At 54.9% G+C, this 26,771-nt stretch carries 17 protein-coding genes; 1 reads left to right on the forward strand and 16 read right to left on the reverse strand.

Annotated elements, in window-relative coordinates:
* Nucleotides 1-24: 24 nt before the first annotated feature.
* The 12 genes from ACN0UH_RS14835 to ACN0UH_RS14890 form a co-directional block, all read right to left on the reverse strand.
* Complete coding sequence (locus tag ACN0UH_RS14835; RefSeq protein WP_417662780.1) at nucleotides 25-1,503, reverse strand: efflux transporter outer membrane subunit; 1,479 nt, start codon at nucleotides 1,501-1,503, stop codon at nucleotides 25-27.
* The gene (locus tag ACN0UH_RS14840) at nucleotides 1,500-4,607 is read right to left on the reverse strand and encodes an efflux RND transporter permease subunit (RefSeq protein ID WP_417662781.1); all 3,108 of its coding nucleotides are present in this window, start codon (nucleotides 4,605-4,607) and stop codon (nucleotides 1,500-1,502) included. The genes ACN0UH_RS14835 and ACN0UH_RS14840 overlap by 4 nt, the downstream gene beginning before the upstream one ends.
* Nucleotides 4,604-7,705, reverse strand: coding sequence for an MdtB/MuxB family multidrug efflux RND transporter permease subunit (locus tag ACN0UH_RS14845; protein ID WP_417662782.1), 3,102 nt, complete (start codon nucleotides 7,703-7,705; stop codon nucleotides 4,604-4,606). Before ACN0UH_RS14845 ends, ACN0UH_RS14840 begins: the two co-directional genes overlap by 4 nt.
* Nucleotides 7,702-8,937 (reverse strand): MdtA/MuxA family multidrug efflux RND transporter periplasmic adaptor subunit, encoded by a 1,236-nt coding sequence (locus ACN0UH_RS14850; protein WP_417662783.1) that lies wholly within the window; start codon nucleotides 8,935-8,937, stop codon nucleotides 7,702-7,704. Before ACN0UH_RS14850 ends, ACN0UH_RS14845 begins: the two co-directional genes overlap by 4 nt.
* Before the next feature lie 190 nt (nucleotides 8,938-9,127).
* Nucleotides 9,128-9,463: a DUF3325 domain-containing protein gene (locus tag ACN0UH_RS14855; RefSeq protein WP_417662784.1), complete on the reverse strand. Its 336-nt coding sequence runs from the start codon at nucleotides 9,461-9,463 to the stop codon at nucleotides 9,128-9,130.
* Nucleotide 9,464: 1 nt separating this feature from the next.
* Nucleotides 9,465-11,006, reverse strand: coding sequence for a PepSY-associated TM helix domain-containing protein (locus tag ACN0UH_RS14860; RefSeq protein WP_417662785.1), 1,542 nt, complete (start codon nucleotides 11,004-11,006; stop codon nucleotides 9,465-9,467).
* The gene (locus ACN0UH_RS14865) at nucleotides 11,003-11,293 is read right to left on the reverse strand and encodes an iron transporter (RefSeq protein WP_417662786.1); all 291 of its coding nucleotides are present in this window, start codon (nucleotides 11,291-11,293) and stop codon (nucleotides 11,003-11,005) included. Before ACN0UH_RS14865 ends, ACN0UH_RS14860 begins: the two co-directional genes overlap by 4 nt.
* The gene (locus ACN0UH_RS14870) at nucleotides 11,290-12,186 is read right to left on the reverse strand and encodes an alpha/beta hydrolase (protein ID WP_417662787.1); all 897 of its coding nucleotides are present in this window, start codon (nucleotides 12,184-12,186) and stop codon (nucleotides 11,290-11,292) included. The genes ACN0UH_RS14865 and ACN0UH_RS14870 overlap by 4 nt, the downstream gene beginning before the upstream one ends.
* Before the next feature lie 180 nt (nucleotides 12,187-12,366).
* Complete coding sequence (locus tag ACN0UH_RS14875; protein ID WP_417662788.1) at nucleotides 12,367-14,595, reverse strand: TonB-dependent siderophore receptor; 2,229 nt, start codon at nucleotides 14,593-14,595, stop codon at nucleotides 12,367-12,369.
* Between the two features lie 118 nt (nucleotides 14,596-14,713).
* Nucleotides 14,714-16,057: a histidine kinase sensor domain-containing protein gene (locus ACN0UH_RS14880; protein ID WP_417662789.1), complete on the reverse strand. Its 1,344-nt coding sequence runs from the start codon at nucleotides 16,055-16,057 to the stop codon at nucleotides 14,714-14,716.
* A gap of 2 nt (nucleotides 16,058-16,059) precedes the next feature.
* A complete protein-coding gene (locus ACN0UH_RS14885; RefSeq protein ID WP_417662790.1) occupies nucleotides 16,060-16,752 on the reverse strand; it encodes a response regulator transcription factor in 693 nt (230 codons plus the stop codon).
* A gap of 124 nt (nucleotides 16,753-16,876) precedes the next feature.
* Nucleotides 16,877-17,794 (reverse strand): LysR family transcriptional regulator, encoded by a 918-nt coding sequence (locus ACN0UH_RS14890; RefSeq protein WP_417662791.1) that lies wholly within the window; start codon nucleotides 17,792-17,794, stop codon nucleotides 16,877-16,879.
* Nucleotides 17,795-17,915: 121 nt separating this feature from the next.
* Here ACN0UH_RS14890 and ACN0UH_RS14895 point away from each other — a divergent pair, with 121 nt between their 5' ends.
* On the forward strand, nucleotides 17,916-18,911 hold the full coding sequence (locus ACN0UH_RS14895) for an aldo/keto reductase (protein ID WP_417662792.1): 996 nt from the start codon (nucleotides 17,916-17,918) through the stop codon (nucleotides 18,909-18,911).
* Between the two features lie 121 nt (nucleotides 18,912-19,032).
* Here the strand turns inward: ACN0UH_RS14895 and tpx are convergent, their stop codons facing one another.
* The 4 genes from tpx to ACN0UH_RS14915 form a co-directional block, all read right to left on the reverse strand.
* On the reverse strand, nucleotides 19,033-19,533 hold the full coding sequence (gene tpx / locus ACN0UH_RS14900; protein WP_417662793.1) for a thiol peroxidase: 501 nt from the start codon (nucleotides 19,531-19,533) through the stop codon (nucleotides 19,033-19,035).
* 122 nt (nucleotides 19,534-19,655) lie between these two features.
* Nucleotides 19,656-20,996, reverse strand: a complete 1,341-nt coding sequence (locus tag ACN0UH_RS14905; RefSeq protein WP_417662794.1) for an alanine/glycine:cation symporter family protein — start codon at nucleotides 20,994-20,996, stop codon at nucleotides 19,656-19,658.
* Between the two features lie 244 nt (nucleotides 20,997-21,240).
* A complete protein-coding gene (locus ACN0UH_RS14910; RefSeq protein ID WP_417662795.1) occupies nucleotides 21,241-24,915 on the reverse strand; it encodes a translocation/assembly module TamB domain-containing protein in 3,675 nt (1,224 codons plus the stop codon).
* Complete coding sequence (locus ACN0UH_RS14915; protein ID WP_417662796.1) at nucleotides 24,912-26,651, reverse strand: autotransporter assembly complex protein TamA; 1,740 nt, start codon at nucleotides 26,649-26,651, stop codon at nucleotides 24,912-24,914. Before ACN0UH_RS14915 ends, ACN0UH_RS14910 begins: the two co-directional genes overlap by 4 nt.
* Nucleotides 26,652-26,771: the final 120 nt, after the last annotated feature.

A 26,771-nucleotide genomic window follows, 5' to 3' on the forward strand; every position in this document is an offset into this window, starting at 1 on the left:
GTTGATGCTGGCTTGGGTCTGGGCTTAATCCTGCTTGTCAGCAGGCGGGACCAGTTGATCAACTGTCCAACCGCCGCCCAGCGCGGCAATCAGCTGCACACTCGCCGTCAGACGGCTGCCCAACAACGTTAACGCAGTCCGCTCGTTGCTCAATGCACTGGCCTGAACCGTCACCACGCTATTGAAGTCGACGGTACCTGCCTTGTACTGGTTTTCGATGAGCCGCAATGACTCACGCGCAGCCTCAAGTGCTTCCTGCTGCACGAGCGCCTCTTGCTCCATGACTTTTAGCTGCACCAGATAATCTTCAACTTCACGAAAACTATCGAGTACCGACTGGCGATATTGCGCCACAGTCTGGTCGTACACCGCTTCGCTACGCTCAACTTCCGCACTGCGCGCGCCGCCGTCAAACAAGGTCATGGCCAAATTCGGTCCTATCGACCAAAACCGGTTAGGTAAGTTAATCCAGTCATGAAAACTACTGCCGCGATAACCGCCTGATGCTGAAATGGACAGGTCTGGATACCATGCGGCCTCAGCGACGCCTATATCGGCGTTAGCCGCGATAACCCGGCGTTCAGCGGCTGCGACATCAGGCCTGCGCTCAAGTAGCTGTGAAGGCAGAGCAACGGGCACCTGAGGCAATTTAGGCAGCAATTCGCGCGGCATGATGCTCAGCTCCGAAGGCGAAACACCCACCAGCACCGCAATGGCATGCTCAAGTTGCGCACGTTGCCAATTGAGGTCAATCGCTTGGGCTTCAGTGGTTTTGAGCTGTGTGCGCGCCTGAGTCACATCAGATTTGGGCACAATACCGGCGTTGTATTGATTTTCGGTCAACTTCAACGAGCGGGCATAAGCCGCTGTGGTTGCATCAAGCAACCGCTTTTGATCGTCAAGCACGCGCAATTGCAGATAGTTCTGAACCATCTCGGATTGATAACTCAGCTTAGCGGCCGCCAAATCTCCCGCGCTGGCTTCAAAACCTGCTTTGCTCGATTCCAGCGAACGCCGCAACTTGCCCCAAATATCCAACTCCCACGCCACATTCAGCGTAGCGTCGTAGTTTTTGGTGATGGTTGATGAGCTGCTACCACCAGAGTTGATCACATCAGATGTCGAGACCACATTACTGCCGCCACCCTGGCCGGTTCGGGTCACTCCGGTGCTGCCGGAAAGTGTTGGGTAAAAGCTTGCACGGGCGCCACGCACCAAGGCGCGGGCCTGACGATACTGCGCTTCGGCAGCGGCTAAATTCTGATTGGACACGTTTAGCCGCGCAACCAGAGCATTCAACTCCGCGTCACCATAAAGCTCCCACCAAGCGCCACGTTCCAGCGCATCGCTGGGCGCGGCTGCTTTCCAGCCAGCCACCTGTTTGAATTGCTCAGGTGTGTTGAGTTCAGGACGCTTGTAGTCCGGGCCAACCGCACATGCACTCAGTGCAATACTTAATGCAAGCAGGCTCAAAAGGCGCGTGCCACGGGCGTTAGTAATCATAAAGGTGTTTCCAAGGCTGCATCGGTACGCACGCCACGCCAGCGGTTAACCCGGTGGCGCAGGCGGTCGAAGTAAAGGTAAATAACCGGTGTGGTGTAAAGGGTGAGCAACTGGCTGAGAATAAGCCCGCCAACAATGGTAATCCCCAACGGCTTGCGCATTTCCGAGCCTTCAGCGCTGCTGAGCACCAAGGGCAATGCGCCAAGAATAGCTGCCAGCGTGGTCATCATGATCGGCCTGAACCGCAACAGGCATGCCTGGCGGATCGACTCAAAAGGACTCATATGTTGCTGGCGCTCAAGCTGCAAGGCCAAATCAATCATCAGGATCGCGTTTTTCTTGACCACCCCAATCAGCAAGAACAAACCCAGTAGCGAGATCAGGCTGAACTCGGTATTGAGTAGCTCCAGCGCCAGCAATGCACCAACCCCAGCGGAAGGTAGCGTTGAAAGAATCGTCAATGGGTGAATGTAGCTCTCGTACAGCACACCTAAAACGATATAAACCACGCCTAATGCCAACAAAATCATCAGCGGCTGACTGTCTTGAGTCTTCTGGAAGGCGGCACCGGTACCACTCATCATGCCCTGTACCTCGGTAGGCAAATTGAGTTTGGCAACCGCGTCATCAATCGCCTTGGTGGCTTCATCGAGGCTTACACCTTCAACTAAAGAGAAGCCGATATTCTCCGAGGCAAACTGGCCCTGATGGTTCACGCGGTCTTCCTCAAGGCTGCGTTCCCAGCGGGCAAATGTCGATAGTGGTACACGTTCGCCATCGGCAGTGATCAATTTGATCTGGTCCAACGACTCAGGGTATTCGGCATATTTTTTATCGACTTCCATGACCACGCTGTATTGATTCAGCGTGTCGTAGATGGTCGATATTTGCCGCTGGCTGTAGGCGTTATTCAACACGCTGGTGACCATGGCCATATCCACACCAAAACGCTTGGCCATGTCGCGGTCAACCACCAGACTGATTTGCTGCGCACCTTCGTTTTCTTTGGCATCAATATCCGTCAACTGAGGCAACGCTCGCAGCGCCTCGCGCACCTTGGGCAGCCACACACGCAGTTGATCGAGATCACCCGACAGCAATATGTATTCGTTCTCGGAGCTACGCCCTTGCCTACCGCCAATTTGCAGGTCTTGGTCAGGCATCAGAAACAGGCGGCCACCGGCAATTTTAGGCACCTCATTGCGCAGTCGATTGATCACATCTTGCGATGAAATCTTGCGCTGAGTAATGGGTTTCAGGCGCACGATAATAAACGCGTTATTGATCCCCGCTCCGCCGCCCACAAAACCGGCAACGCTTTCCACAGCCGGATCCTTGAGAATTGCCCGGCGATAGGTTTCCATTTTTGGCTGCATCATCTGAAACGACAAACCATCGTCGCCACGGACAAAACCAATCAACTGGCCGGTGTCCTGTTGTGGCAAGAAGGTTTTCGGCACGATGATAAACAACACTATGTTTAACGCGATGGTTGCAAACAAACTCAGCAGCATCAGTAAAGAGTGGCGCAATGCCCAATCCAGACTGCGTTTGTAGCCACGCAGAACGACCGCACCAAAGCGCTCTAACTGCTGCTGCAAACGGCCAGGCGGACGCTGTTGATCCTCGGCTTTTAACCAGCGCGCGCACAGCATCGGCGTAAGCGTGAGCGATACCAGCAAAGAGATGATGATCGACACTGCCAAAGTAATCGAGAATTCGCGGAACAGGCTCTCGACCAAGCCGCCCATAAACAGAATCGAGACAAATACCGCCACCAGCGACAAGTTCATTGCCAAGAGAGTGAAGCCAACCTCTTTGGCTCCTTTATACGAGGCCGCGATTGGCGTTTCGCCAGCCTCGATATGCCGAGAGATGTTTTCAAGCACCACGATTGCATCGTCGACCACCAGCCCCGTGGCCAAAATCAGCGCCATCAGTGACAAGTTGTTCAATGAAAACCCGAGTAAATACATGGCGGCAAAGGTACCCACCAACGACACAGGCACGGCCAATGCCGGAATCATCGAAGCGCGCCAGCGGCCAAGGAAGCCATAAACCACGAGAATGACCAAGGCCACGGCGATCAACAAAGTGCGCTCGGCTTCATGCAAGGTTGCGCGAATGACCGGTGAGCGGTCCATCGCCACTTGCAGCTCAACGCTCGCAGGAATCACTGCGCGCAGTGCAGGTAATTGCTCGCGAATACTGGCGATGGTTTCGATGATATTGGCGCCAGTCTGACGGTTGATCACCAGCAGAACCGCGCTCTGATCGTTGTAGAAACCACTGTTGTAGCGATCCTCAACGCCGTCGGTGACATCTGCGATATCACTTAGGCGGACCACCGATCCATCTTGATAGCGGATGATCATCGGTTTGTAATCAGCGGCTTTCTCAAGCTGGTCACTGGCCTGAATTTGCCAGTGGTTAGTGGCATCTTCGACCGCGCCTTTGGGCCGCTTGGCATTGGCGTCACTGATCGCCTCACGCACGTCATCCAAGGCGATGCCGTAATGGTCGAGCATGCGTGGTTGCAGTGATACACGCACTGCTGGCAGCGAACTCCCGCCAATCTGCACTTCACCAACACCGGTTACCTGCGACAGTTTTTGCGCGATAACCGATGAAGCTACGTCGTACAGCTGACCTTTGTTCAGCACATCGGATGACAGCGCAAGCACCATCACCGGCGCTTGCGAGGGGTTGATCTTGCGGTACGTCGGCATGCTGCGCATCCCGCTTGGCAGCAAGTCGCGCGCGGCATTGATCGCGGCCTGAACTTCGCGGGCAGCGGCATTGATATCACGGTCGAGCTCAAACTCGATCATGATTCGCGTGCTGCCTTGGCTGCTGCGGCTGTTCATCTGGCTAATGCCGGCAATGGTTCCCAGTGAACGCTCCAGCGGAGTCGCGACGCTAGATGCCATGATCTGCGGGCTGGCGCCCGGCAATGAAGCATCAACGGTAATCACCGGAAAATCCATATCCGGCAACGGTGCGACTGCAAGCAGACCGTAGCTGACCGCGCCGAGCAATATGATCGCCAGACTCAGCAGCAAGGTCGCAACAGGACGACGAATAAAGGGCGCGGAGAGGTTCATGGCTTAACTAGAACCCCTGCGGCGCTGCGCCCACTGACGCGGCGCGCCAAGCGGTCGAAGTACAGGTAAATCACTGGCGTGGTGAATAACGTCAGTAACTGGCTGACCAACAAGCCGCCAACCATGACCAAGCCCAATGGTTGACGTAACTCTGCACCCGAGCCTGTGGCCAGCATCAGCGGCACCGCTCCAAACAGCGCGGCCAGCGTGGTCATCAGAATTGGTCGGAAGCGCAACAAAGCGGCTTGGTAGATAGCTGCTTCGGGTTGCATGCCCTGGTTGCGTTCTGCGTCGAGGGCGAAGTCGATCATCATGATCGCGTTCTTCTTAACGATACCGATCAGCAAGATAATGCCGATGATTGCAATCAGCCCCAAATCATTGCCCGTCAGCAGCAACGCCAGCAAAGCTCCCACACCGGCCGAAGGCAAGGTCGAAAGGATGGTAATTGGGTGAATATAGCTCTCGTAAAGCACGCCGAGGACGATATACATGGTTACCACTGCTGCCAGAATCAGCAGCAAGGTGCTCGACAACGACGCGCGAAAAGCTTGTGCAGCGCCCTGAAATTCGGTCTGAACACCCGCTGGTAAACCAATGTCCTGCTGCGCCTGCTCGATCACGTCAACCGCATTACCCAAGGCAACACCGGGCGCCAGGTTGAATGACAAGGTTGCTGCCGGAAACTGGCCAATGTGATTCACCAGCAAGCTGGCGGCGCGCTGCTCAATATTCGCCAGATCGGAAAGCGGTACCTGCGTGCCGTCGGCGGTTGCAACGTGAATTTGGCGAAGTGCAGCCGGGCCAATACTGCCTGCATTCTCGCTTTCGAGAACCACTCGGTATTGGTTGGCTTGGGTGTAAATAGTTGAGATTTGGCGCTGACCAAATGCGTCATACAGCGCATCGTCAATATCTGAGACTTTTACCCCCAGTCGCCCTGCTATGTCGCGGTCGATATCCAGATAAACCTGTAGACCACGGTTTTGTAGATCGCTGGCAACGTCAGTGAGCTCAGGCTGTTGTTGCAGGCGACTAACCAGCTTGGGCACCCACTCCTCGAGTAAAGCGAAATCAGGCGACTCCATGCTGAACTGAAATTGCGTGCGGCTGACCCGGTCTTCGATTGACAAATCCTGCACAGGTTGCAAATACAACTGAATACCGCTGAGCTTGGCCAGCTCAGGACGAAGCCGGTCAATTACCTCGCTGGCCGTCACATCACGCTCGCTGTGTGGCTTGAGGTTGATCAACATGCGCCCGCTGTTCAGCGTCGGGTTATCACCATCGACGCCAATGTAGGACGACAGGCTGTTCACTGCAGGGTCTTGCAGTACCACCTGAGCCAGTCGTTGCTGGCGCTCGCTCATGGCGCTAAAGGAAATAGATTGCGGCGCCTCGGAAATGCCCTGAATTACGCCCGTGTCCTGCACCGGAAAGAAGCCTTTGGGTACAGCCAGATACAAAACTACGGTCAGCGCCATAGTGCCAATAGCGACCAACAGGGTCAGTGGCTGACGCTTGAGCACCCATTGCAACCACACGCCGTAATGGTGGATCAGGCGATCAATCCATTCGCCGCTGGCCTTGTAAAAGCCTGTCTGCTGTTCTGGCTTTGGCTCGCGCTTGAGCAAACGTGCGCACATCATTGGGGTCAGGGTCAGCGAAATCACCAGCGAGATCAAAATCGCCACAGCCAAAGTGATAGCGAACTCGCGGAACAGACGGCCAACCACATCAGCCATGAACAACAGCGGAATCAGCACCGCAATCAGCGAAATAGTCAACGACACCAAGGTGAAACCAATCTGCTTGGCGCCCTTGAGCGCCGCATTGAACGGCGTTTCGCCCTCTTCAATATGCCGCGCGATGTTCTCCAGCATGACGATCGCATCATCAACCACAAAGCCGGTGGCAATGGTTAACGCCATCAAGGTCAGATTGTTGATGGTGAAGCCAGCGAGATACATGATGCCGAAGCTGCCAATCAGCGATAGCGGCACCACAATCGAAGGAATAATCGTCGCCGACAGCCGTCGTAGGAACAGGAATGTCACCAGCACGACCAAGGCGATAGCCATCATCATCTCGTGCTGCACATCAGTAACCGCGGCGCGAATGGTTTGCGTTCGGTCGGTCAGCACCGTCACGTCAACGCTGGCAGGCAAGCCTTCAGTAAGGTTCGGCAGCAAGGTCTGAATGCGATCTACCACGTCAATTACGTTGGCGCCCGGCTGGCGTTGCACGTTTACCAGAATGGCTTCATTCAGATTGGCCCAGGCGGCAAGCCGCTGGTTCTCGGCTCCATCGACGATGGTGGCCACATCTTTAAGGCGCAAAGTGGCGCCTTCGCTGTAGTTAATTATCAGCTGTCGGTATTGATCCACCGATATCAGTTGGTCATTGGCATCGAGCTGAGAAACACGGGTCGGGCCGTCAAAGTTACCCTTCGGCTGATTGACGTTGCTGGCGGTTATCAGCGTGCGTATATCCGCGAGGTTCAAACCATAAGACGCCAGTGCATCGGGGTTAACCCGTATGCGCACCGCCGGGCGTTGCCCCCCCGCCAGCGAGACCAAACCAACACCGCTGGTTTGCGCCAGCTTTTGCGCCAGACGGGTATCAACCAGATCGTTTATTTCCGGTAAGCGCAGGGTTTTCGAACTGATTGCCAAGGTCATCACTGGCGTATCAGCCGGGTTGACCTTGCTGTACACCGGTGGTGCTGGCAAATCATTGGGCAACAGATTGGTCGCGCCGTTAATTGCCGCCTGAACTTCCTGCTCGGCGACGTCCAGCCTGATCTCAAGGTTAAACCGTAAAGTGATAACCGACGCGCCACCCGAACTGGTCGAAGACATTTGCTTCAAACCAGCCATCTGCCCGAACTGACGCTCAAGGGGTGCGGTCACCGCGCTAGTCATTACGTCTGGACTGGCGCCCGGATACAAGGTCATCACCCGGATCGTCGGGTAATCAACCTCAGGCAAGGCAGATACCGGCAACAATCGGTAGGCGATAATCCCGCTAAGGAAAATCGCCACCATAATCAGCGTAGTCGCGACCGGACGCAGGATAAACAGGCGAGAAACATTCATGCTTTGCGCTTCGGTTGACCGTCAGTCTCAGTGGCCAAAGGCACTGGCGCCGCATCTGGCTCAGGCGCAAAGCCGGTGCCTAGAACCTCGACTTTGTTGCCGTCACGCAGCCGATCAGTGCCTTCAAGAACAACCCGCTCGCCGACGCTGACGCCCTTCTCGATCAAGGTTGTTTCACCGTTACTTGGCCCGACCTCGACCGGGCGAATGCTGATCTTGTCTTCTTTGTCGACGACATAAACGAAGGGGCCATTGGAACCAAACTGCAGCGAAGCGGCGGGAATCACATCGACATTTTTACGAACTTCAACGCGCAGGCGCACATTTACAAACTGGTTGGGATAGAGCATTTCATCGGTATTGGCAAAGCGTGCCTTGAGCTTGACCGTGCCGGTTGCGGTATCGATCAAGTTATCCAGCGTCTCTAGTTGCCCCTTGGCCAACAGGGTTTTCTCGCTGCGATCCCAAGCCTCGACCGCGAGGGTTTCACCGGCGCGATAGTGTTTCAACACTCCGGGCAATTCCGCCTCAGGCAAGGTGAACATCACCGCAATCGGTGTGGTTTCAGTAATCACCACCAAAGGCAATTCATCTCCAGAAGTCACCAGATTGCCGATATCGACCTGACGCAACCCCAAACGGCCGCTGATAGGTGCACGTACCTGAGTGAAATCAAGATTGAGCTTGGCTTCAGCAACGGCGGCCTGATTGGTCTTAACCGTGCCACGATACTGATTCACCAGCGCCAGTTGAGTATCCAGGGTTTGCTTGGCAATCGAGTCGTCTGCGTACAGCCCTTTATAACGCGCCAGATCTATTTCAGCGTTTTTTAACTGTGCCTGATTCTCCAGAGCCGTACCCTGTGCTTGCTGTAAGGCGACCTGATACGGCCGTGGGTCAATCACCGCCAATAAGTCTCCGGCCTTTACTCTCTGCCCTTCGGTAAACAGCAACTTCATCAGCTCGCCGTCAACCCGGCCACGCACATTTACCGTGTTATAGGCGGTCACTGTGCCGAGGGCTTTCAATTCGATCGGGAAATCTGCAGCTTCAACCTCAGCCACACGCACCGGTACTGGCCCCATATCGCCAAAGCGATTGCCGCTCACTGGCTCTGGTTTTGCTGGCCAGAATCCCCATACCAATGCTGCGATGACAACCAGTAAAACCAGTCCAATCAACCATTGGCGTGAGGCTTTTGCGGGGATTAGGGTGTTGTTCGAATCAGGCATATCTCAGATCACTTCCTAGAGGAAGACGAACGATAAGCACTCTTAAGGCCTAAGCAAAGCCTCTTTACCAGCTATTTACTTATGGTCTGTTGCAGTTTGTGCCAAACAATCACAAATCAGCAGCGGCAAATCGCAATAAATGGTTAAGTTTTGACCAAACGGCTGAAATCCCCGATACCTGATCCAGCCATTACAACAACACCCAGGCAAGCAACCAAACCGGTGCGCTAATCACCGGCAAGGTCAACGCCAGCCTTGGTTTATAGGGCAGGCTCATAACCAGCAGCAAACCCGCCAGGCTGACCTGCCCCAGCCAGCCAATCGGGCCCATGGCCCAGCCCCAGCTAGATACGCAGGCCATAAAGCCCGCGCCCAGCAACAGCCAACCGGCAACCCGTAAAGCGCGACAGACATAGGTTTGTGGCTCACGCTTCCAGACATTCTTGTAGTGGCGCTCTATACCTAGACAAAGTGCCGACATGGCGCAATAAACCAGCAACAGTCCGGCAAAGAAATTGATCAACATATTATTGCACCTGTACCGCGACTGAAGACTGACGACGCGAGGTAATCCGCACCTTGGGCTGGCCTACTCGCCAAGCGCAAAAAGCCAGTAATGCACCGCAACCAATCGCAGTCAGCTCAACATATACTCGGATAGGCTCTGCCCAGGGTTGTTGCAGGGTTATGGTGCTGAGCAGCGGCAAGGCCAGGCACAGGAACGCAGCCAAGCCCAACTGCTCACGCCACGCCTGAATATATGGGCGGCAACAGGCATGGATCAGGCTCAACAACCAAATGGCGAAAAATACCCGTACCTCAAGCGCTCCACGCTCCGCCACCTCGACGGGCAGCAAGCGGTTAGCCCACAGATAGCCGATACAGGCAATGCTTAAGCCGGGAATGATTGCCACATTCAGCCGTTCCGCCACCTTATACAGCCAAGCAGCGATAGGGCCTTCTGCGTCATGCCTACGGCGACGTTTAACGGTGAACAGCACCAAGCCGGTGGCGATCATTGCGCAACTGGCGAGGCTGCAAAGAAAGTACAACCAGCGCATCGGGTAACCACCGAACTGGGCGAAATGCAAACCCGCGATCACCCGCTGACTCAGAATGGCGCCACGGCTCTGCTCCGGTTGCGTCACAACCTTGCCGCTTAACCCATCGAAGGTCATGCTCTTGCCTTTGGTCAGCTCGATTCTGTTGCCCAGCACCGGGCGCGCTTCAATCCTGGCATCGCTACGTCCAGGGTTGCTGATCGACAGTGAACCGATTTCCCCCATCGTCCGTTCTGCCTCAGCCAATACCGGGCCGATTGCAGTCAGTTGGCCAGCAGCAGTAGCGGGAGCGACAGCATGTGCGCCGTGATGCCCATGCTGATCGCGGCCAAAAGCGGCCTGGCGATCACCATCGAACAGGGCATCTACCGCAGCAGGCATATAAATGACCGAGAAAATCACCAGCCCGGTGTAGGTGATCATCAAGTGGAAAGGCAACACCAGCACGCCTGTGGCGTTATGCGCATCGAGCCACGACCTCTGGCCTTTACCCGGCCGGAAAGTAAAAAATTCTTTGAAGAACTTTTTATGGATGATCAGGCTGCTAAACAGCGCAACCAACATACCAATCGCGGCAAAACCGACCAGCCAGATACCAATATTGCGCGGCATATTGAGGGTGAAGTGAAAGCGAAAAAAGTGACCGCCACCGGCACTGTCGCGCACCGCTATCGGTTCACCCGTGTTGGGGTCAAGGTATTGCCGTGGCCCGCCTCGCCGCTGCTCGCCAGCAGACACAGTCAAGCCCGGTGAGCGCTCGGTCGGCAAGCCGATATTCCATGCTGAAGCATTTGCGTGTCTGGCCTGCAAATAGGTAATTGCCCGCTGCACAGCTTGGGTTTGATCGACTTTATGCGCGGGCGCTTCGGGGCGCATCCAGACATCGATTTCCTTGTCGAATACGGCCAGGGTTCCGGTGAGAAAAATAGCAAACAGCAACCAGCCAAACACCAGCCCAACCCAGGTATGCAACCACGACATCGATTGCGTTAACGATTGTGACTTCATGACCAAACTCTCATTAATTGCGGCCAAAATCCAATGATTAGCAACACAGCGCTGGCCAGTAATAAACCGCTCCACACAACCCGCACGCGAGCGCAGGCGAACGCCCAGAGAATCACCAATGGGTAGATCACAAAGGCTGGCCAGGTTGCGATTGTCATTGCCGCACGCGGCTCGGTGGGCAGCACTTGCGACAGTGCTGCAGTGAATGCGTAGGTAAATAGGTAACCGGCAAATATCGCGGCGAGCACCCGTGACAGCATCGACCAACTAAACGCCTGAGCTTTCATTGTGCTTGTGGCTCCGTTGCGACTTTTAACGCCCACGGGATAGACGCGGGCAACATTGGCCCATGGCTAAGCCCCGGCAATTGTTGATACTCAAGCTGCAAGCCCGGTATTTCTGCCAAGCGCTTGACCATTCTGGGTAATGCATCAGTTCCCACTGCACGCATAGCAGCAGCGCGCTCCTTGGGCACTTCCCGCCTCTTTTGCGTTTGCCCTTCCAGCTCGCCATGTACGATCAGCAGTTGTGCTTGAGCATCGGCAGGTAGCTGCTTTTCAATCTCCAGGATTAAACCCGACTGCCACCATAATGAGGGGCTTGCCGCGATATAGCGGTTAAAGCTCTGTGGTTTGGTAAACAGGGTATTGAGTACGAACAAACCGCCAAATGAATGCCCCCAAAGACTTTGCCGCTGCTGATCCAGCAGATACTTAGCCTCTACAACGGGTTTGATCTGGCCTTCAATCAACTGCAAAAATGCAGATGCCCCGCCCGCCCTACGTCCCTGAAAAACCAACGGCTGGCCTGCTTGAGCCGCTGGGGTGTAGTCGAGCGTGCGTTCTGCAGGGTTGATCACCCGCTCCCCGGCATAGCCAATCATCACCAGCAGCGGCATCTCAGACAAACCGCTAAACCATTGATCCTTGAGGGCAGCCAATGCGGCATTGCCGTCGAGCATGTACAACACCGGATAGCCTGACGCTGGCGCTGACTGCTTGGGAATTGCCAGATAAACCCGATAGTGGCGCTGGTTATCTGCCGAAGACAGATCAAAGTGCTCAAAGTTGAAAAACTCAGAGCCGCGCTCAGCTAAGGTCTCTCCCATGACTCGTGTCAGGTCTGGCTTGGCTTGCGCCATCCAGGGCAGAAAAGATAACAACAACAGCAAATACTTCATTACATCCGCTTCCTCAATCCATCACAGCCTTGATTGCTTTCGCAACAGCCGAAAACAAAGAACTCCGCCAGGGTCGCTGGCGGAGTGAAAGCCGCTGGTCAGATGTCTTCTGAAAAAGGTAGCGAGCGACGCGCAGTAGTTTTTCAGAGATGCCTTAGAGCGGCCAAAGGAGCACAGTATTTAGAAGTTCGCAGTCACCGAGGCGAAGTAAGAGCGACCCGGCTCGTTGTAGGTGTTGGCACCTTCGCCGCCGGAGTTGGCTTCGCGCTTGAGTTCCTTGTCGAACAGGTTGTTTATCCCGGTCGAGAAACTCCAGGTGTCATCCAATTCATAATTTCCGGTTAAGCCGAATACGCTGTAGCTGCCGCGAGTTCTTAGCTCATCGCCAGTTGCGGGCCCGCCACGTGAGGTCAGGTTGCGTGGTTCCTGCTTGCCGTAATGGCTCATATTGAATGACAGGTCGAGACTGTCAGTAACCGCCCAATCAAGCATCGAGTTGATTGTGTATTCCGGGATGATCGACAATGGCTCGTTGGTCGATTTGTTGGTGTTTTCAATCATGTAGGTGAAGTTGTTATTCCAGCTGAGGATTTCGCCTTCATTACCCAGCAGCGGGATATTCAAACTGCCTTCCCAACCTGCAACCACGGCTTTCGGGGCATTTTCCCATTGGAAAACCCGACCATTGCTGGTGGTTTGAGCCACTTGATCAAGACCTGCGGTGATCTTGTCTTTATAGTCGTTGTGGAAATAGGTAATCCCAGCGTTCCAGCCCGCTTGGTCATAGACAATGCCAATCTCTTTGTTGATGCTGGTTTCCGCATCAAGATCATCATTGCCCTGTATGTAGCAACCAGCACCCAGGCTCGGGGCGTCAACCGGACAGCCGTTGCCACGGGTGTAGTACAGGTAATTAGTATTGGACTGATACAGATTCGGTGCCTTGAATGCCTTGGCAACACCCCCTTTCAACGAGATTGCATCGGTGATTTTGTAGGTGGTGTTGAGGCTCGGGCTCCAGTTACCTCCGAACTGGCTGTGATGGTCGAAACGCAAGCCCGGAGTCAGAATCCAGCGGTCACTCAACTCGATATTGTCTTCGGCAAATACTGCGTAATTGTCGGCATCTGCCTTACCTGAACGAACGCCCGTGTCAGCACCCGGCACAGCACCGCCATTACCGGTGCTCTGCGTCATTGAATACGGATCGTCCAACTCATCGCGGGTAAGCTCGGTCCCAAGCGTCAGCACCTGCGGACGACCGATTTGCAGCGGCATGTTTACTTCACCTGCCAAGCGGTACGCTTTCAGCTCGGAAGTCGACCAGTCGTCAGCGGTGGTAATACTGCCTTCTGGACCACCGGCCAAGCCCTCATTAAGGCGATGATTACGGGTGTTCTCGTAAGAAGCAACAACCTGCGATGTGCCGAAATCCCAGTCGCCACGATGGGTGACCGATGCAGACTGGCGATACATCACGTTGGTTTCTTTACCATCACCGGCGAGCTGACTGATCAGCTCGGTGCCATTGGTGCTAACAGCTCGGTCACCCGCAAAAATATTGCCCTGACGGCTATAGCCACCTTCAAACTCGAGCACCTGTTGCGGGTCCAGATCCCAACGCAGAAGCCCACTCACATCCTTATTGCGCACACCTTCGCGCCCGGCTGGTGGGGTTGCGGTTGGACTTGTGGCGAACTCTTCATTGAGCGACAGGTCATCGGCATCCGTCTTGTTGAAGTTACCGTATAAGCGGTACGACAACGCCTCGACAATTGGCCCAGCCATATTGAAGTTAATGCGCTTGGTCACGCCTTCAGCATCGTTTTCAGGCAGGTTGGTGTAAGCCGTTATCTGGCCGCTGTGCTCATGGGTTGGGGCTTTGGTAATAATGTTGACCACACCACCCGCCGCGCCAGAACCATAACGCGCAGCAGCAGGCCCGCGCAGTACTTCAATGCGCTCAACTGCCGCTGCAGGCACCCAGTTACTGTCGCCACGGGTATTACGCTCGCCACTGCGGCCCATGCGCACAGAGTTACGCGAGCTGACAGGTTTGCCGTCAATCAGAATCAGGGTGTTTTCCGGGCCCATGCCACGAATGTCGATCTGGCGATTGTTGCCGTACTGACCAGTCGCACTGTTGCCGGTTAGGTTAACCCCGGGCATTTTGCGGATGATATCGGAGAGATCATTGACCGGCGGACGTTTCTTGATGTCTTCAGCAGTGATGATCGAAACACCCGGCGCCTGTTTCAGCTCTTCCTCGGCAGTCCCCAGTACATAAGCGTCCTGCAACTGCACAGTGCCATCTGCATTTTTTGCTGAGTCAGCGGCAAATCCAACCTGCGAACCACTCATGGCCAAAAAAGCCAATGTCAGATGATTAAGTCTTGGGCGGTACTGCATCAACATCTCTCCATGTCTGCCAATTGCGTGCAAGAAATGAGCTGGTAACAAGCTCACCTCTGCGCTAGATGGCGGAGATGATATTGATTCTCGTTAGAGAATAAAGATCATTTACAAACTATACACTTTGTAAACGCAACCAAAGCCGAAGCCCCGTGTCGCCATTGTCGGCCCACAGCTCGCCGCCTTGCAGACGCACGGCACTTCTGGCGATAGCCAAGCCCAGTCCAAAACCTTCACCACCCGGCCGCGCAGCGCTCAAACGGGTGAAGGGCTGAAAGATTGTTTCCAGCTCAGCGTCAGCGACACCGCCGCCCTCATCTTCGATATGCAGCAGCCAGCTGTCTTCATCGCGTTGACCACGTAAATACACGCACCCTTGCGCCGGTGAGTAGCGAATGGCATTACGCAGAATGTTTTCCAAAGCCTGCGCAAAGCTGTTCAGGTGGCCGCGCACTTGGCAGTTCTCGGGCAACTGGCAACGCAACCTGTTGGCGTCCCAACCGCTTTCGAAACAAGCATCTTCACAGAGCACGCCCCATAACGCCGCCACATCAATGCTTTGCAAATCTAGCTGCGGCCGCTCGGTGTCCATCCAGACCAGCTCGAGCGTGCCGTCGACCAGAACCTGCATCGACTCGACTTCACGCTCCAAGCGCAAACGCAGCTCTGACACATCAGTTGCGCACTCGCCCGCCACCCGTAAGCGCGAAAGCGGTGTACGTAACTCATGGGATACATCGCGCAGCAATTGCCGTTGTCGCGATACAGTTTTGTCCAGTCGCTCAGCCATGTGATCAAACGCTCGGCCAAGCCTGCCCAACTCATCCTGGCGCCGACTTAGCTTGGGTGATACGCGCGCCGCCAGGTTGTCACCGCCAAGTGCATTGACCTGATCGAGTAAATAACCCAGCGGCGCGATGATCTGGCGATAAATCAACAGGCACAGTAGCAATGCCAAAATCGCCGGCACCACACCGTGTAGAAGCACTTGCATAGACCAGGTAAAGCCTTCAGGGACGAAACGTCGTGGCAACTGAATAACCACCTGCCCCTGATCTGGCGCCTGCACAAAGGGTATGCCGAGATACGGCAAGCCACGAACGCGCTGGCTCATGGGGCCATCGACAATGCGTAACCGGCGCAAGTGGGAATACTCTTCGGCGGTGAATGGCTGTCGCCCCAGGCTTTCCAAGTTGCTGCCGATCACAGCAACCCATATCCCGGGTTCACTAACGGCCATTTGCTCGACCCAACGCTCGACGCCATCAGCACCACTTTGCAGCCAAGCCTGCTCCGCCTCATCGGCATATAAATGCAGTCGTTGTTGCGCAGCAGGACTCAGGTAAGCGCTGCGCTGCTCAATGATCCCGCTCCAATACCAAGCGCCCCAGGCGATAAGAATGCACACACCGAGCAGTTGCACTGCAAGGCGCCAAAACAATGGATAGCGACGGGTCATGTTCAGCTCTGATCAAGCTCAAATACATAGCCTTTGCCCCAGGCTGTATCCAAACGACCGCTCAGATAACCGATGGCTGAAAGCTTACGGCGCACATGGCTTATGTGCATATCGAGGCTGCGATCATGCTGGGAGTAAGCCCGATGCAGCACTTGCTGATAAAGAAATGCCTTGCTTAGCACCTCGCCCGCATTTTCGATCAGCAACTCCAGAAGGCGAAACTCGGTAACGGTCAATTGCGCCCACTGGCCATTATGGCGAACGTCATTGTGTTGCTGGTTAAGCTCAAGCGTTGGCACAGCCTTAGTGACTTTTCGATAACCGCGTTCATAGGCCACTCGCCGCATAATTGCGGCGATACGCACTTCCAGCTCAGCCATGGTGAAGGGTTTTGGCAAGTAGTCATCAGCGCCCTGACTAAAACCGGCAATACGATCCTGTTCGGCACCAAGTGCCGACATTAGGATCACCGGCACGTTGCTGTTTTGACGCAACTGCGCCAGAACCTTGAGACCATCTAGGCTCGGCAGGAGAATATCCAACAAGACCAAATCAAAGGTTTGTTTCAGACCTTGGGCTAACCCTGCTTTGCCATCACCGTGCAGAGTCACTTTAAAACCGCGACTGGACAGATGCTCGTGCAAATGCACAGAAAGCACCGGATCATCTTCGATCGCTAAAATGTGAGAAGTCATTGTGCCGCCAGCCATAACAATCAAACGCAAATAATAACCAGTTGCAATATTGCCAGATTATTGACCGTTTGAACATCAGCACAAGGCGCGAGCTAAGCCGTGCAGCGCACTACAAGCACCTGAGCTACTTATCAGCCCCTTCACTCCATTGCTCCGCCGAAAACAGCTCAACCAGCCAATCAACAAATACCCGCACCCGCCGGGAAAGTTGTCGCTGCGGCGGATACAGCGCGGTCAGTGGCATTGCAGGCGGTCGGTGCTGGGCAAGTATCTCGCGCAAGGTGCCTGCCTCGATTTGTTCACGCAGGTGATAATACGGCGCTTGAATGATGCCCAACCCCGCTTCACAAGCGGCTACATAACCTTCGGCATTAGTCACCGTGATAGAGCCCGGCTGCACAAATGTGACTAGCTTGCCGTTCACGCTGAATTCGAGGGGAAAAACACGGCCATTAAGCGCTGAAGCAAAATTGACGGCCCGGTGAGCAGACAATTCATCAAGACTCTGCGGGGTACCGAACTTATTGAGGTAGGCCTCGCTTGCACAGGTAATCTGCGGCAGTTGTCCAAGCGGTCTGGCGACTAGGCTTAGATCGTGGATATCCCCTGCCCTGACGACACAATCGACACCTTCACGCACCAGCTCAACCGGACGATCGGATGAGCCAACAATCAGTTCTATCTTGCTGTAGCGCGCACAAAAATCGGCGAGTGCCGGAATGATTACTCGGTGTCCCAGCGATGCAGGTAGATCAATGCGCAACAACCCCTGCGGGTTATCTCGGGTTTGCGAGAAAAACGACTCAGCCTCTTCAATATCAGCCAACAGCAGCAGACAACGTTGATAATAGGCCTGTCCATCCAAGGTAGCGCGTACTTGACGGGTGGTACGCTGCAGCAATTGCACACCCAAATGACTCTCAAGCTGTTTGATCAGCTGGGTCACTGATGCGCGCGACATACCAAGGCTATCGGCTGCTTTGCCAAAAGCGCCCAGCTCCACAATCCGGCTAAATACCTGCATTGCCAAGACCCGATCCATCGTCGTTTCATCCGCCTTTATTATTTTGTTTTTAAAAATAGTGCATGCAATTTTAGCCGGTTTATCTAGCAATAGATAACAGCCAAACTGATCGTACATTCACTCGCAAGGGGTTTAACCAATGAAAACTCGCCAACTCGGTCACAACGGTCCGCAGGTATCTGCAATTGGCTTGGGTTGCATGGGCATGAGCGATTTCTACGTGACCAACCAGAACCAAAGCGAATCAATCGCCACCCTGCACCGCGCCCTTGAATTGGGTTTAAATCTATTCGACACAGCAGATGCCTACGGCCCACACAGCAATGAAGAACTGCTCGGCCAGGCTTTGGCAGGCAAACGCCAGCAGGCTTTTATCGCTACCAAGTTCGGCCTGCTACGTGACCCAAACAACCCGCATGTACGCGGTGTGAGTGGTCATCCAGACTACGTTCGCGCATCCGTTGAAGGCAGCCTTAAGCGTTTACAGACCGACTATATCGACCTGTATTACCAACACCGTATCGACCCTAACGTGCCGATTGAGGATACCGTCGGCGCAATGGCGGATTTGGTCCAACAAGGCAAGGTTCGCTATATCGGGCTCAGTGAAGTCGCGCCACAAACCCTGCAGCGTGCCAATCAGGTTCACCCGATAAGCGCCGTGCAAAGCGAATACTCATTGTGGACACGTGATCCTGAGGAAAATCAGGTACTGGCGACCTGCCGCAAACTGGGCATCGCCTTTGTGCCGTACAGCCCACTGGGGCGCGGCTTTCTAACTGGCGCACTGAAAAGCCCTGATGATTTCGCCGAAGACGATTACCGGCGTTTCAGCCCGCGCTTTCAAGGTGAGAACTTTGCCAAGAACCTACAGCTGGTTGCCCAGGTTGAACAGCTGGCACAAGACAAAGGCGTTAAAGCCTCGCAACTGGCTTTGGCATGGGTGCTGGCGCAGGGCAGCGACATTGTGCCGATTCCTGGAACCAAACGTCGCCGTTACCTGGAAGAAAACATTGCGGCACTGGAAATCAGTCTAAGTGCTACGGAGCTTGCTGTATTGAACGCTATCTTCCCGGCGCAAGCTGCGGCCGGTGAGCGTTATGGCGCCGAGTCGATGGCTATGCTGACCCTGTGATCTAGCCATTTAAGCCGCTCACAAAAAACCGCAATCGAGTTGATTGCGGTTTTTATTTATGCGCCGCTAGCAAGGCTCTGAAAAAACTAGCGCAGCGGTTTCTCAGCGCATAAGCGCAGTCTTACTTGAGCACAGCAATTGCGGCGTCATAGTTCGGCTCGCTACCGATTTCTGCTACCAGCTCACTGTGCAGAACTTTGTCGTTCTCATCGAGGACCACAACTGCACGTGCCGCAACACCGGCCAATGGGCCAGAAGTCAAAGCGACGCCATAATCTTTAAGAAACTCAGCACCGCGCATAGTCGACAGGTTCACTACGTTGTCCAAACCTTCTGCACCGCAGAAGCGAGCCTGAGCAAATGGCAGATCCGCCGAGATGCAAGCAACGACAGTGTTTTCCAGCGCGCTGGCTTCTGTATTGAATTTACGTACGGACATGGCGCAGGTTGGCGTGTCGACGCTTGGGAAAATGTTTAGCACTTTACGCTTACCCGCCAGGCTGCTCAGGCTTACGTCAGCCAGACCTGCACCCACCAAAGTAAAAGCCGGAGCCTGTTGGCCAACCTCAGGCAAGTTGCCTGCTACATCTACAGGATTGCCACGCAAGGTTACTTGAGTCATTACAATGATCCTCTTGGTTGTCAAAGCATCAGTAAAACATGCCGCACATAAAAAAGCCTCGCGATTGCGAGGCTTTTTTATCAGGCTTAAACCCCACAAACCGCGTGGAATTTAACCGCCATCTACTTGCTGAAATGCTCTTTGGTCAGCTTCACCACTACCGGGCTCAGCAGCAACAGTGCCAACAAGTTAGGCAGTGCCATCAAGCCGTTGAGGGTGTCTGCTACCAGCCAGGCGAAATCCAGTTGGGCGATTGCACCGAAAGGCACAGCCAGCACCCAGATCAGGCGGAATGGCAGGATAGTTTTGGTCCCCATCAGGTATTCCCAGCAGCGCTCACCGTAGTAGCTCCAGCCCAGAATGGTGGTGAAGGCAAAGACCACCAAGGCAATAGTCAGGATTGGCCCGCCAATGCCCGGCATGGCCGAGTCAAATGCTGCCGCAGACAATGCCGCACCACTGGCACCGCTACTCCATACGCCCGAACAGATGATTGCCAGGCCGGTCATGGTGCAGATAACCAGAGTATCGATAAAGGTCCCGAGCATACCGATCATGCCAGAGCGAATCGGGCTGTCAGTGGTGCCCGCTGCCTGCGCAATACCTGCAGTACCAAGACCTGCTTCGTTGGAGAAAATACCACGCGCCACACCAAAGCGGATCGCCGCCATCACCGCAGCACCCGCAAAGCCGCCAGTCGCAGCGATTGGGGTAAAGGCGTGAGTGATGATCAGGTCGAATGCAGTCGGAATCGCCGCAGCGTTAACCACCAATACCACGATTGCAGCGATGATGTAGGCCACACACATGAATGGAACAAGTGAAGCAGCAACCTTACCGATACGGCGGATACCACCCAGAATTACCAAGCCCACCAGCACCATGCTGACAACACCGGTAACCAGCGGCGGCACGTTGAACGTCTCTTGCATGGCGCTGGCCATACTGTTGACCTGAACCATGTTGCCGATACCAAAACCGGCAAAGCCACCAAAGATGGCAAAGGCTGCACCCATCCATGCCCACTTCTTGCCCAGACCGTTTTTGATGGCATACATCGGCCCGCCGACGAACGCACCGCGTGAATCTTTCTCACGGTAGTGAACAGCCAACACCACTTCGCAGTATTTGGTCGCCATGCCCACCAGAGCGGTACACCACATCCAGAACAGCGCACCCGGGCCACCGAGGAAGATCGCCGTTGCTACACCGGCGATATTACCGGTACCGACGGTGGCTGCAAGGGTGGTCATTAATGCTTGGAATGGGGTGATTTCGCCGACTTCGCCCTCACCTTTGGTGCGGCCGCGCCACATCAGGCGGAAGCCCGTGGCAATATGGGTCAGCGGCATAAACTTTAAACGCAGCATCAGGAAAAGACCTGTGCCGAGGATCAACACCAACATTGGCGGCCCCCAGACGAGGCCGTTAACCTGGTTGACCAGATTGTTGATGAACTCCATCACTAGCTCCTTTTTGTTGTTGTTCAGCGCCAGCTGTTACCGGGCTGATAGTCAGGACATGCCGCCGATAAGCGCCACTGTCTATGCTGACAACAGGTCGATGTCACGGGTCACGTAAAGCCGACAAGCGTTGCAGCAACCTAGTTGTGTCAAAGTGCTACAGCACATTGATGGACTGGGATGCTACCACGCCTTTTTAAGAATGGAGCGTTGATTTTGAAGAGTTTTTTCACAATACAACTGATCAGAAATCACGCTTGAAGAAAATATCCAGCGAACTGGCCAAACCGCTGGCGGCCTCAAGGTACAGGCGCTTGGTCAATTCATAGCGCAAGGCCACGGTATTTACCGGCTCAAACACCCCGACACCGTAACGCAGACTAAGCCGTTCAGAAAGCCTGCCACTGGCGACCACGCTGGTGCTATCGCCACTGCCTTCACTATCAAGCTGGAAATCCTCGATGCCCATGGTTTGTGCAATATTTCCGGCGAAGGGTGACGAGCCCTTAAGGCCCAGCGCCACTACCGCCTGACCGATCAGGTTGCTGTCGCCACTGTCCTGCCCGATTGGCCGGCCCAGGATCAAATAGCTCAAGGCCTGGTTCTGACTCATTGCCGGCTCTGAGAACACTTCGCTTTTCGGCTCAGCAGCATTACCCGTCAAACGTAACCCGGCCACCACATCATCGACAGTGCGGATCGCTTCAACATCCAGATACGGCTGGTCTATCGGCCCGGCAAACAGCAGGCGAGCGCGGCGGATTGTCAATTTCTGGCCATAAGCGTTGAACTTGCCGTTGTTCAGGTTCAGCACGCCGCGGGTATCAAGGTCATTGCCAATGTGCACATTGCCGGCGATTTCAGCCTTGAGCCCGAAGCCACTGAACTTGAGCACATCCTCCCCGACGATTACATCGACATCCATTGCAATGGCCACGGGTTTGTCGTCCACCGCTTGGCTGCCAACGATCCGCGCATCGCTCGATACCTGTACCGTGGAAGGCGGCAGCTCGCGCACCTCAATGCTGCCGCGCGGCACCAACACCTTGCCACGTACCGACATTTGCTCGTTGGCCACGACGACAGTGATATCCGGCTCTACCTCTAGCGCAGCGTAAGGCTCAACATTGACCGGCAACTGTTTGGCGCTGATGTTCAACTCACCGGCAAGCCCGTCTCCCCACGCCAGATTACCTTTTAACTTACCAGCGCCCTTCTCCCCACTGCGCCAGCCGCCAGTCAGCTGCAGGTTCTGCCCATTGATCAGGGCAAGTAGTTGCAAGTCTTTAAAGTCGGTCGGTAACTGGCCGCCGGAAATCTCGGCTTCACTCAATTGCACCCGACCATTAACCAGCGGCGCTAGTAGTGTGCCCGACAACGTGCCGTTACCACTGAGGCGACCGGTCAAGGTATCGACCATCGGAACAAAAGGTCTGGCTAGCGAAATGTCGACGCCCTGTAAATTAAAAGTGCCCGATATCGGTCGCGGACCTGGCCTCGGGTCGAGCTTGGCCTGAACATTGAGTTGGCCGATCTTCGGCCCACTAAGCTGCAAAGTGCTGACAATCTGTGCCGGTTTCAAATCACTGACCAGTCGCAGATTGTCATAATTGAAATCATTCCACTCGCCCGCGTTACGCACGCGCCATGAGCCGCGCCCGGCATCTAGCGTAATTTGCCCGCCAGGCCCTGCGCTCGGGACATCCAGCTTGATCGCCGCATCTAACTGCCCTTTCCAGGCGAAATCATCCGGGAACCACTGAGTCAGGCTATCCAACGGGAAACCTTTGAGCTGATAACGGATTCGCGGGTCCGGCAACAAGCGTTGCTCTTCACCACATAACGAAGCACTGCCTGAGCGCCAGCAATGCTTGCCCAAGGTGATTTGACCATTAGCCAGACGTTCCAACTTGGCGGCTTGCTGCAAACGCCAATCCTGACCACCACTTTTGATCTGACTGCTGTCCAGTGTGCCGCGCCAAGCACCTTTATCATTCAACACCCCTTGCAAGGCCAGGGATGTTTCGAGCATTGGGCCTTTGAGGTTCAGCGTGAGACGCTGACGTTGTTGGTTACCTTGGGCCTTAGCATCCAAGCGCCCAAGCGAGGTTTCGCCAAGGGCAATACCGTCGGCAACCAGTTGCAGGTTAGCTTGCTGTGCACTGTTCAAGGTCGCATTAAGATCGAGGCTGTGGATTCGCTGATCGGTGTAGGCAATTTGCTGGCCTTTCAGCGCTAGTTTGCCCTGCGGCGCTTTGAGGCTGCCGGCCACATCGACCTGGCCATTGATCTTGCCTTGCAGCCCAGGCCAAAGCTGGCCGAGGCGTGGTAGATTCAAACGTAACTGGCCGCTCAGTTTTTTATCCAAAGCGCCACTGCCGCTAATGCTGTTTTCACCCAGTTTGATATTCAGGGCGCTTAGATTCCACGACTGCCCCACGCCTGTAGCATCGACTTTAAGCTGTGCGGTTTGCCCACGCAGCTTGCCGTTAATGTCTAAAGCGGCACTTAGATTGAGTGTTTCATTTTTCAGCTGGCCTTTGCTCGAAAGCGGCCCAGCCAAGGTGCCCGGCATCTCCGCCAGCCAATACGCTGGGTTGAGGTCAGTGAGTTGCAGTTGAGTATCCCAGCTAACTCCATCCGCAAACCCGACTTGAACCCGGCCCTGTGCCTTACCCTGTCCAGCTACGACCTGTAAGTCAGGCAGATGCACTTGAGTCAGGTCGCCACTAACGGGGGTTTTAACACGGAATGCCCCTGCTGGCCCAAGCAGATTGGCATCGATGTTTCCCAAGTAGTTTCCATCAGCAAAGCTGATATCGCCCTTGAGGGTTTTAACCGTTACCGGCGGTGGGCTTTCCAATGGATAAAGCATCAGCCAGGGAAAATCCTGCCAGTCGAAGCTCGCGTCGATGCTAAAGCCATCGCTCCAGTTCAGCTTGGCATTGAGGTCGAGTTTGCGCTGGTCATCTGCACTGAGTTGCAACTGCGAGACATCAGCGCCCTCGCCCGTGACCAGGCCTTGCAACAGCAGGCTTATATCGCCGCCATCGCCCGGCAACAGGGCTGTACCGTCGATTTTATAACCTTGCTTCAGGTCACCTGCAGCGGTCAGTAAGACCTTGTTCAAACGCAGTGTATCGGGCAACGCCGCGCTGCCTTTGAACCCGTGAGCATTGAGCTGCAATTTGGCCGGCAGATTTTCAGCCAGAGCTTGCAGTTCACCGGTCAAATGCCCCGGCAGATAACCGCTGCTTTGTGCATCTATATTCAGGGTCTTTTGTAAATCGCCGCTGATGTCCACCACCAGCTTCCACGGCCCGGCATCGGGCGACGGCAGATTTATATCGCCAGCAACCTTAAGCGGCCAGTTACCTCTGGGTTGCAGTAATCCGCTCAAGGCAACGCTTAAATCTTCACGCTGCAAATCCAACTTATCAATCTTCAGGCCTTCAGCCGTCCAATGCGCCGCTAACTGCAAGCCCTGAAGTTGTTCAACACCGTTGAGCTGCAAGCGCCCTACTTCAATCTCACCCAGCTCTACCGCAACCGGCAGATTCAACTCAGGCAGAGTGATCGGCCCGCTACTGGCTTCATCAGTGCTGGCTGGCAACTGCAGGGTGATAGCCTGTGCCTTGAGCTGGTCGATACACAGGGTCATGCGCATCAGGCAGCCCGGCGACCACTCAAACTCGGGATGCTTGACCTCGACAATCGTGGCGTCTTGTTGCCAGTTCAGTGCATCGGCCTGCCAGTGCCCAGCCAGACGACCACTGAAGTTTTCAAGCGTCAGCCCCGGCACTTGGCCCAGCAACCAACGACTGCCCGCTTGCGTGGCAAACAGGCTGGCAAACGCGACCATGACTATCAGGACCAAGGCCAGCAGAGCCCAGAGACTGCGCTTCAACACACGATTCACAGCTCTGGCCCCATCGAGAAGTGGATATGAATGCCGTCGTCATCGTCATCCCAGGGATTGATCGGCTTGGCCAAATCCAGACGCAGTGGCCCAAGCGGCGAAATCCAGCGCACGCCAAAACCGAAGGACTTTTTAAGCGACGGAAACTCTAGATCGTTAAACGAGTTGCCTTGATCGAAGAAGGTCGCGACACGCCATTTGTCAGCGACGCTGTATTGGTACTCGACCGAACCGGCAACCAGATAGCGACCACCAATCTTGTCGCCATCTGAGTTTTCAGGCGAAAGGCTGTCGTAATCGTAACCGCGTACACTTTGGTCACCCCCGGCGAAAAAGCGTAGCGAGGGCGGCACATTGCTGAAACCATTGGACTCGGTTCCGCCGACCTGCGCCCGCCCCAGGAATCGGTGCCTCTTGGCCAGGGTGTAAAGGCCTTTAACCGATGCATTGGAATGCACCACATCGGAGTCAGAGCCCAAGCCCTCCTTGCCCGCCGAAAGATCGAACTGCAAGCGGTAGCCCTGGCTCGGATCGATCTGACTGTCGCTCTGCAAATAGGCATAGCTGATACCCGGCAACAGCAAAGTACTCAAGCCAGAGTCGTCGCCCAACTCGTATTCTTCGCGTTGCCACTTCAGCGAAATAACCCGCTGCCAGCCACTATCGAGCTTGCTATGCCACTCGGGCCCAACAGTAATCAGGTTACTCAGGGTGTCGGTGTCCGGCAGGTCTTCGTACTGATAACCGCCGGCGAACCTGAATTTGTCAGTCAAGGGTGGGTCCAGCGGCACGTCATAAAACAGACTGACGTTTTGCCGTGGTGCCGAAAGCTCCATTTCTGCGCCATAACTGTGGCCCTGCGGGTTGGCATAGTGACGCGTCCAGTTAGCCCTCCCTCGGGGGCCCACGTCGGTCGAGAAGCCCAGACCAAGGCCCATGCTGCGCGGTTTGCGCGCTGAAAGCTGAACAACCACAGGAATAGTCTGGCCAACGGCCTGCGCGGGATTGGCATCAACCTGAACATTGGCAAAGTAATCACTTGAGCGCAGCGCTTGATAAAGTTCGTCTATCTTATCGGCGTTGTACGGGGTGTTCGGTTCGAACGGCACCATGCGCTGCAGCAGACTATTGTCGAGGTCATAGTCGCCAGAGAATCCAACCTCGCCAAAGCTATAACGCGGGCCACTGTCATAAATCAGTGACACATCGGCAATACCGGCTCGCGGGTCAATATCAAGCTGTTGGCTGGTGAACTTGCCAGCGAAAAAACCGTAGCGAGAAGCTTGGTTAAGAATGTGCCTCTTAGCCGCTTCGTACCGGCCATGATTGAGCACATCATCTGACTTCAGGCGCGAGCCCTTGGGTAATTCAAACTGGCTGAGTTGTGCAGCAGGTCCATCTACTCGCACCACGACATTGCGCAGGTGCACAGGTTCGCCGGGGTTGATAGTGACCTTGAGTTGCGGCGGGGTTGCGTCAACGACTTCAATGTTGATCTGCGCTTGATAATAGCCAAGAGCCTGAGCGGCTTTGACGGCCTGTTCTTTGGCGACCAAGCTAAAACGTTGCAACGCATCGGCATCACGCTCACCGAGCGAACCGATATAACCTTCCACGTTGGCTTTGAGTTCTTTATTCGCCGGATCAACGGAAACTCGTAAACGAGATTCCGCCAATACACTGGCGCAGAACACTATGAGCGCCACTCCGGCGCAAAGCTTTTTCACCACTGTCATGAATTCGATGCTAACACGGCGCGCAGTATCAGCTAGAGCACTTAATACAGTTAGCCCGCACAAAATCTGGCACTTCGGTACCAGCCTATAAGCCGTTCAACCGCAATTGTGCACTGCCGA

The organism is Pseudomonas sp., assembly GCF_048265905.1.
Lineage (GTDB): Bacteria > Pseudomonadota > Gammaproteobacteria > Pseudomonadales > Pseudomonadaceae > Aquipseudomonas.

Coding starts and splice junctions, on each gene's coding strand:
- ACN0UH_RS14835 (WP_417662780.1), bottom strand. CDS start 1,503: ATGATTACTAACGCCCGTGGCACGCGCCTTTTGAGCCTGCTTGCATTA.
- ACN0UH_RS14840 (WP_417662781.1), bottom strand. CDS start 4,607: ATGAACCTCTCCGCGCCCTTTATTCGTCGTCCTGTTGCGACCTTGCTG.
- ACN0UH_RS14845 (WP_417662782.1), bottom strand. CDS start 7,705: ATGAATGTTTCTCGCCTGTTTATCCTGCGTCCGGTCGCGACTACGCTG.
- ACN0UH_RS14850 (WP_417662783.1), bottom strand. CDS start 8,937: ATGCCTGATTCGAACAACACCCTAATCCCCGCAAAAGCCTCACGCCAA.
- ACN0UH_RS14855 (WP_417662784.1), bottom strand. CDS start 9,463: ATGTTGATCAATTTCTTTGCCGGACTGTTGCTGGTTTATTGCGCCATG.
- ACN0UH_RS14860 (WP_417662785.1), bottom strand. CDS start 11,006: ATGAAGTCACAATCGTTAACGCAATCGATGTCGTGGTTGCATACCTGG.
- ACN0UH_RS14865 (WP_417662786.1), bottom strand. CDS start 11,293: ATGAAAGCTCAGGCGTTTAGTTGGTCGATGCTGTCACGGGTGCTCGCC.
- ACN0UH_RS14870 (WP_417662787.1), bottom strand. CDS start 12,186: ATGAAGTATTTGCTGTTGTTGTTATCTTTTCTGCCCTGGATGGCGCAA.
- ACN0UH_RS14875 (WP_417662788.1), bottom strand. CDS start 14,595: ATGCAGTACCGCCCAAGACTTAATCATCTGACATTGGCTTTTTTGGCC.
- ACN0UH_RS14880 (WP_417662789.1), bottom strand. CDS start 16,057: ATGACCCGTCGCTATCCATTGTTTTGGCGCCTTGCAGTGCAACTGCTC.
- ACN0UH_RS14885 (WP_417662790.1), bottom strand. CDS start 16,752: ATGACTTCTCACATTTTAGCGATCGAAGATGATCCGGTGCTTTCTGTG.
- ACN0UH_RS14890 (WP_417662791.1), bottom strand. CDS start 17,794: ATGGATCGGGTCTTGGCAATGCAGGTATTTAGCCGGATTGTGGAGCTG.
- ACN0UH_RS14895 (WP_417662792.1), top strand. CDS start 17,916: ATGAAAACTCGCCAACTCGGTCACAACGGTCCGCAGGTATCTGCAATT.
- tpx (WP_417662793.1), bottom strand. CDS start 19,533: ATGACTCAAGTAACCTTGCGTGGCAATCCTGTAGATGTAGCAGGCAAC.
- ACN0UH_RS14905 (WP_417662794.1), bottom strand. CDS start 20,996: ATGGAGTTCATCAACAATCTGGTCAACCAGGTTAACGGCCTCGTCTGG.
- ACN0UH_RS14915 (WP_417662796.1), bottom strand. CDS start 26,651: ATGACAGTGGTGAAAAAGCTTTGCGCCGGAGTGGCGCTCATAGTGTTC.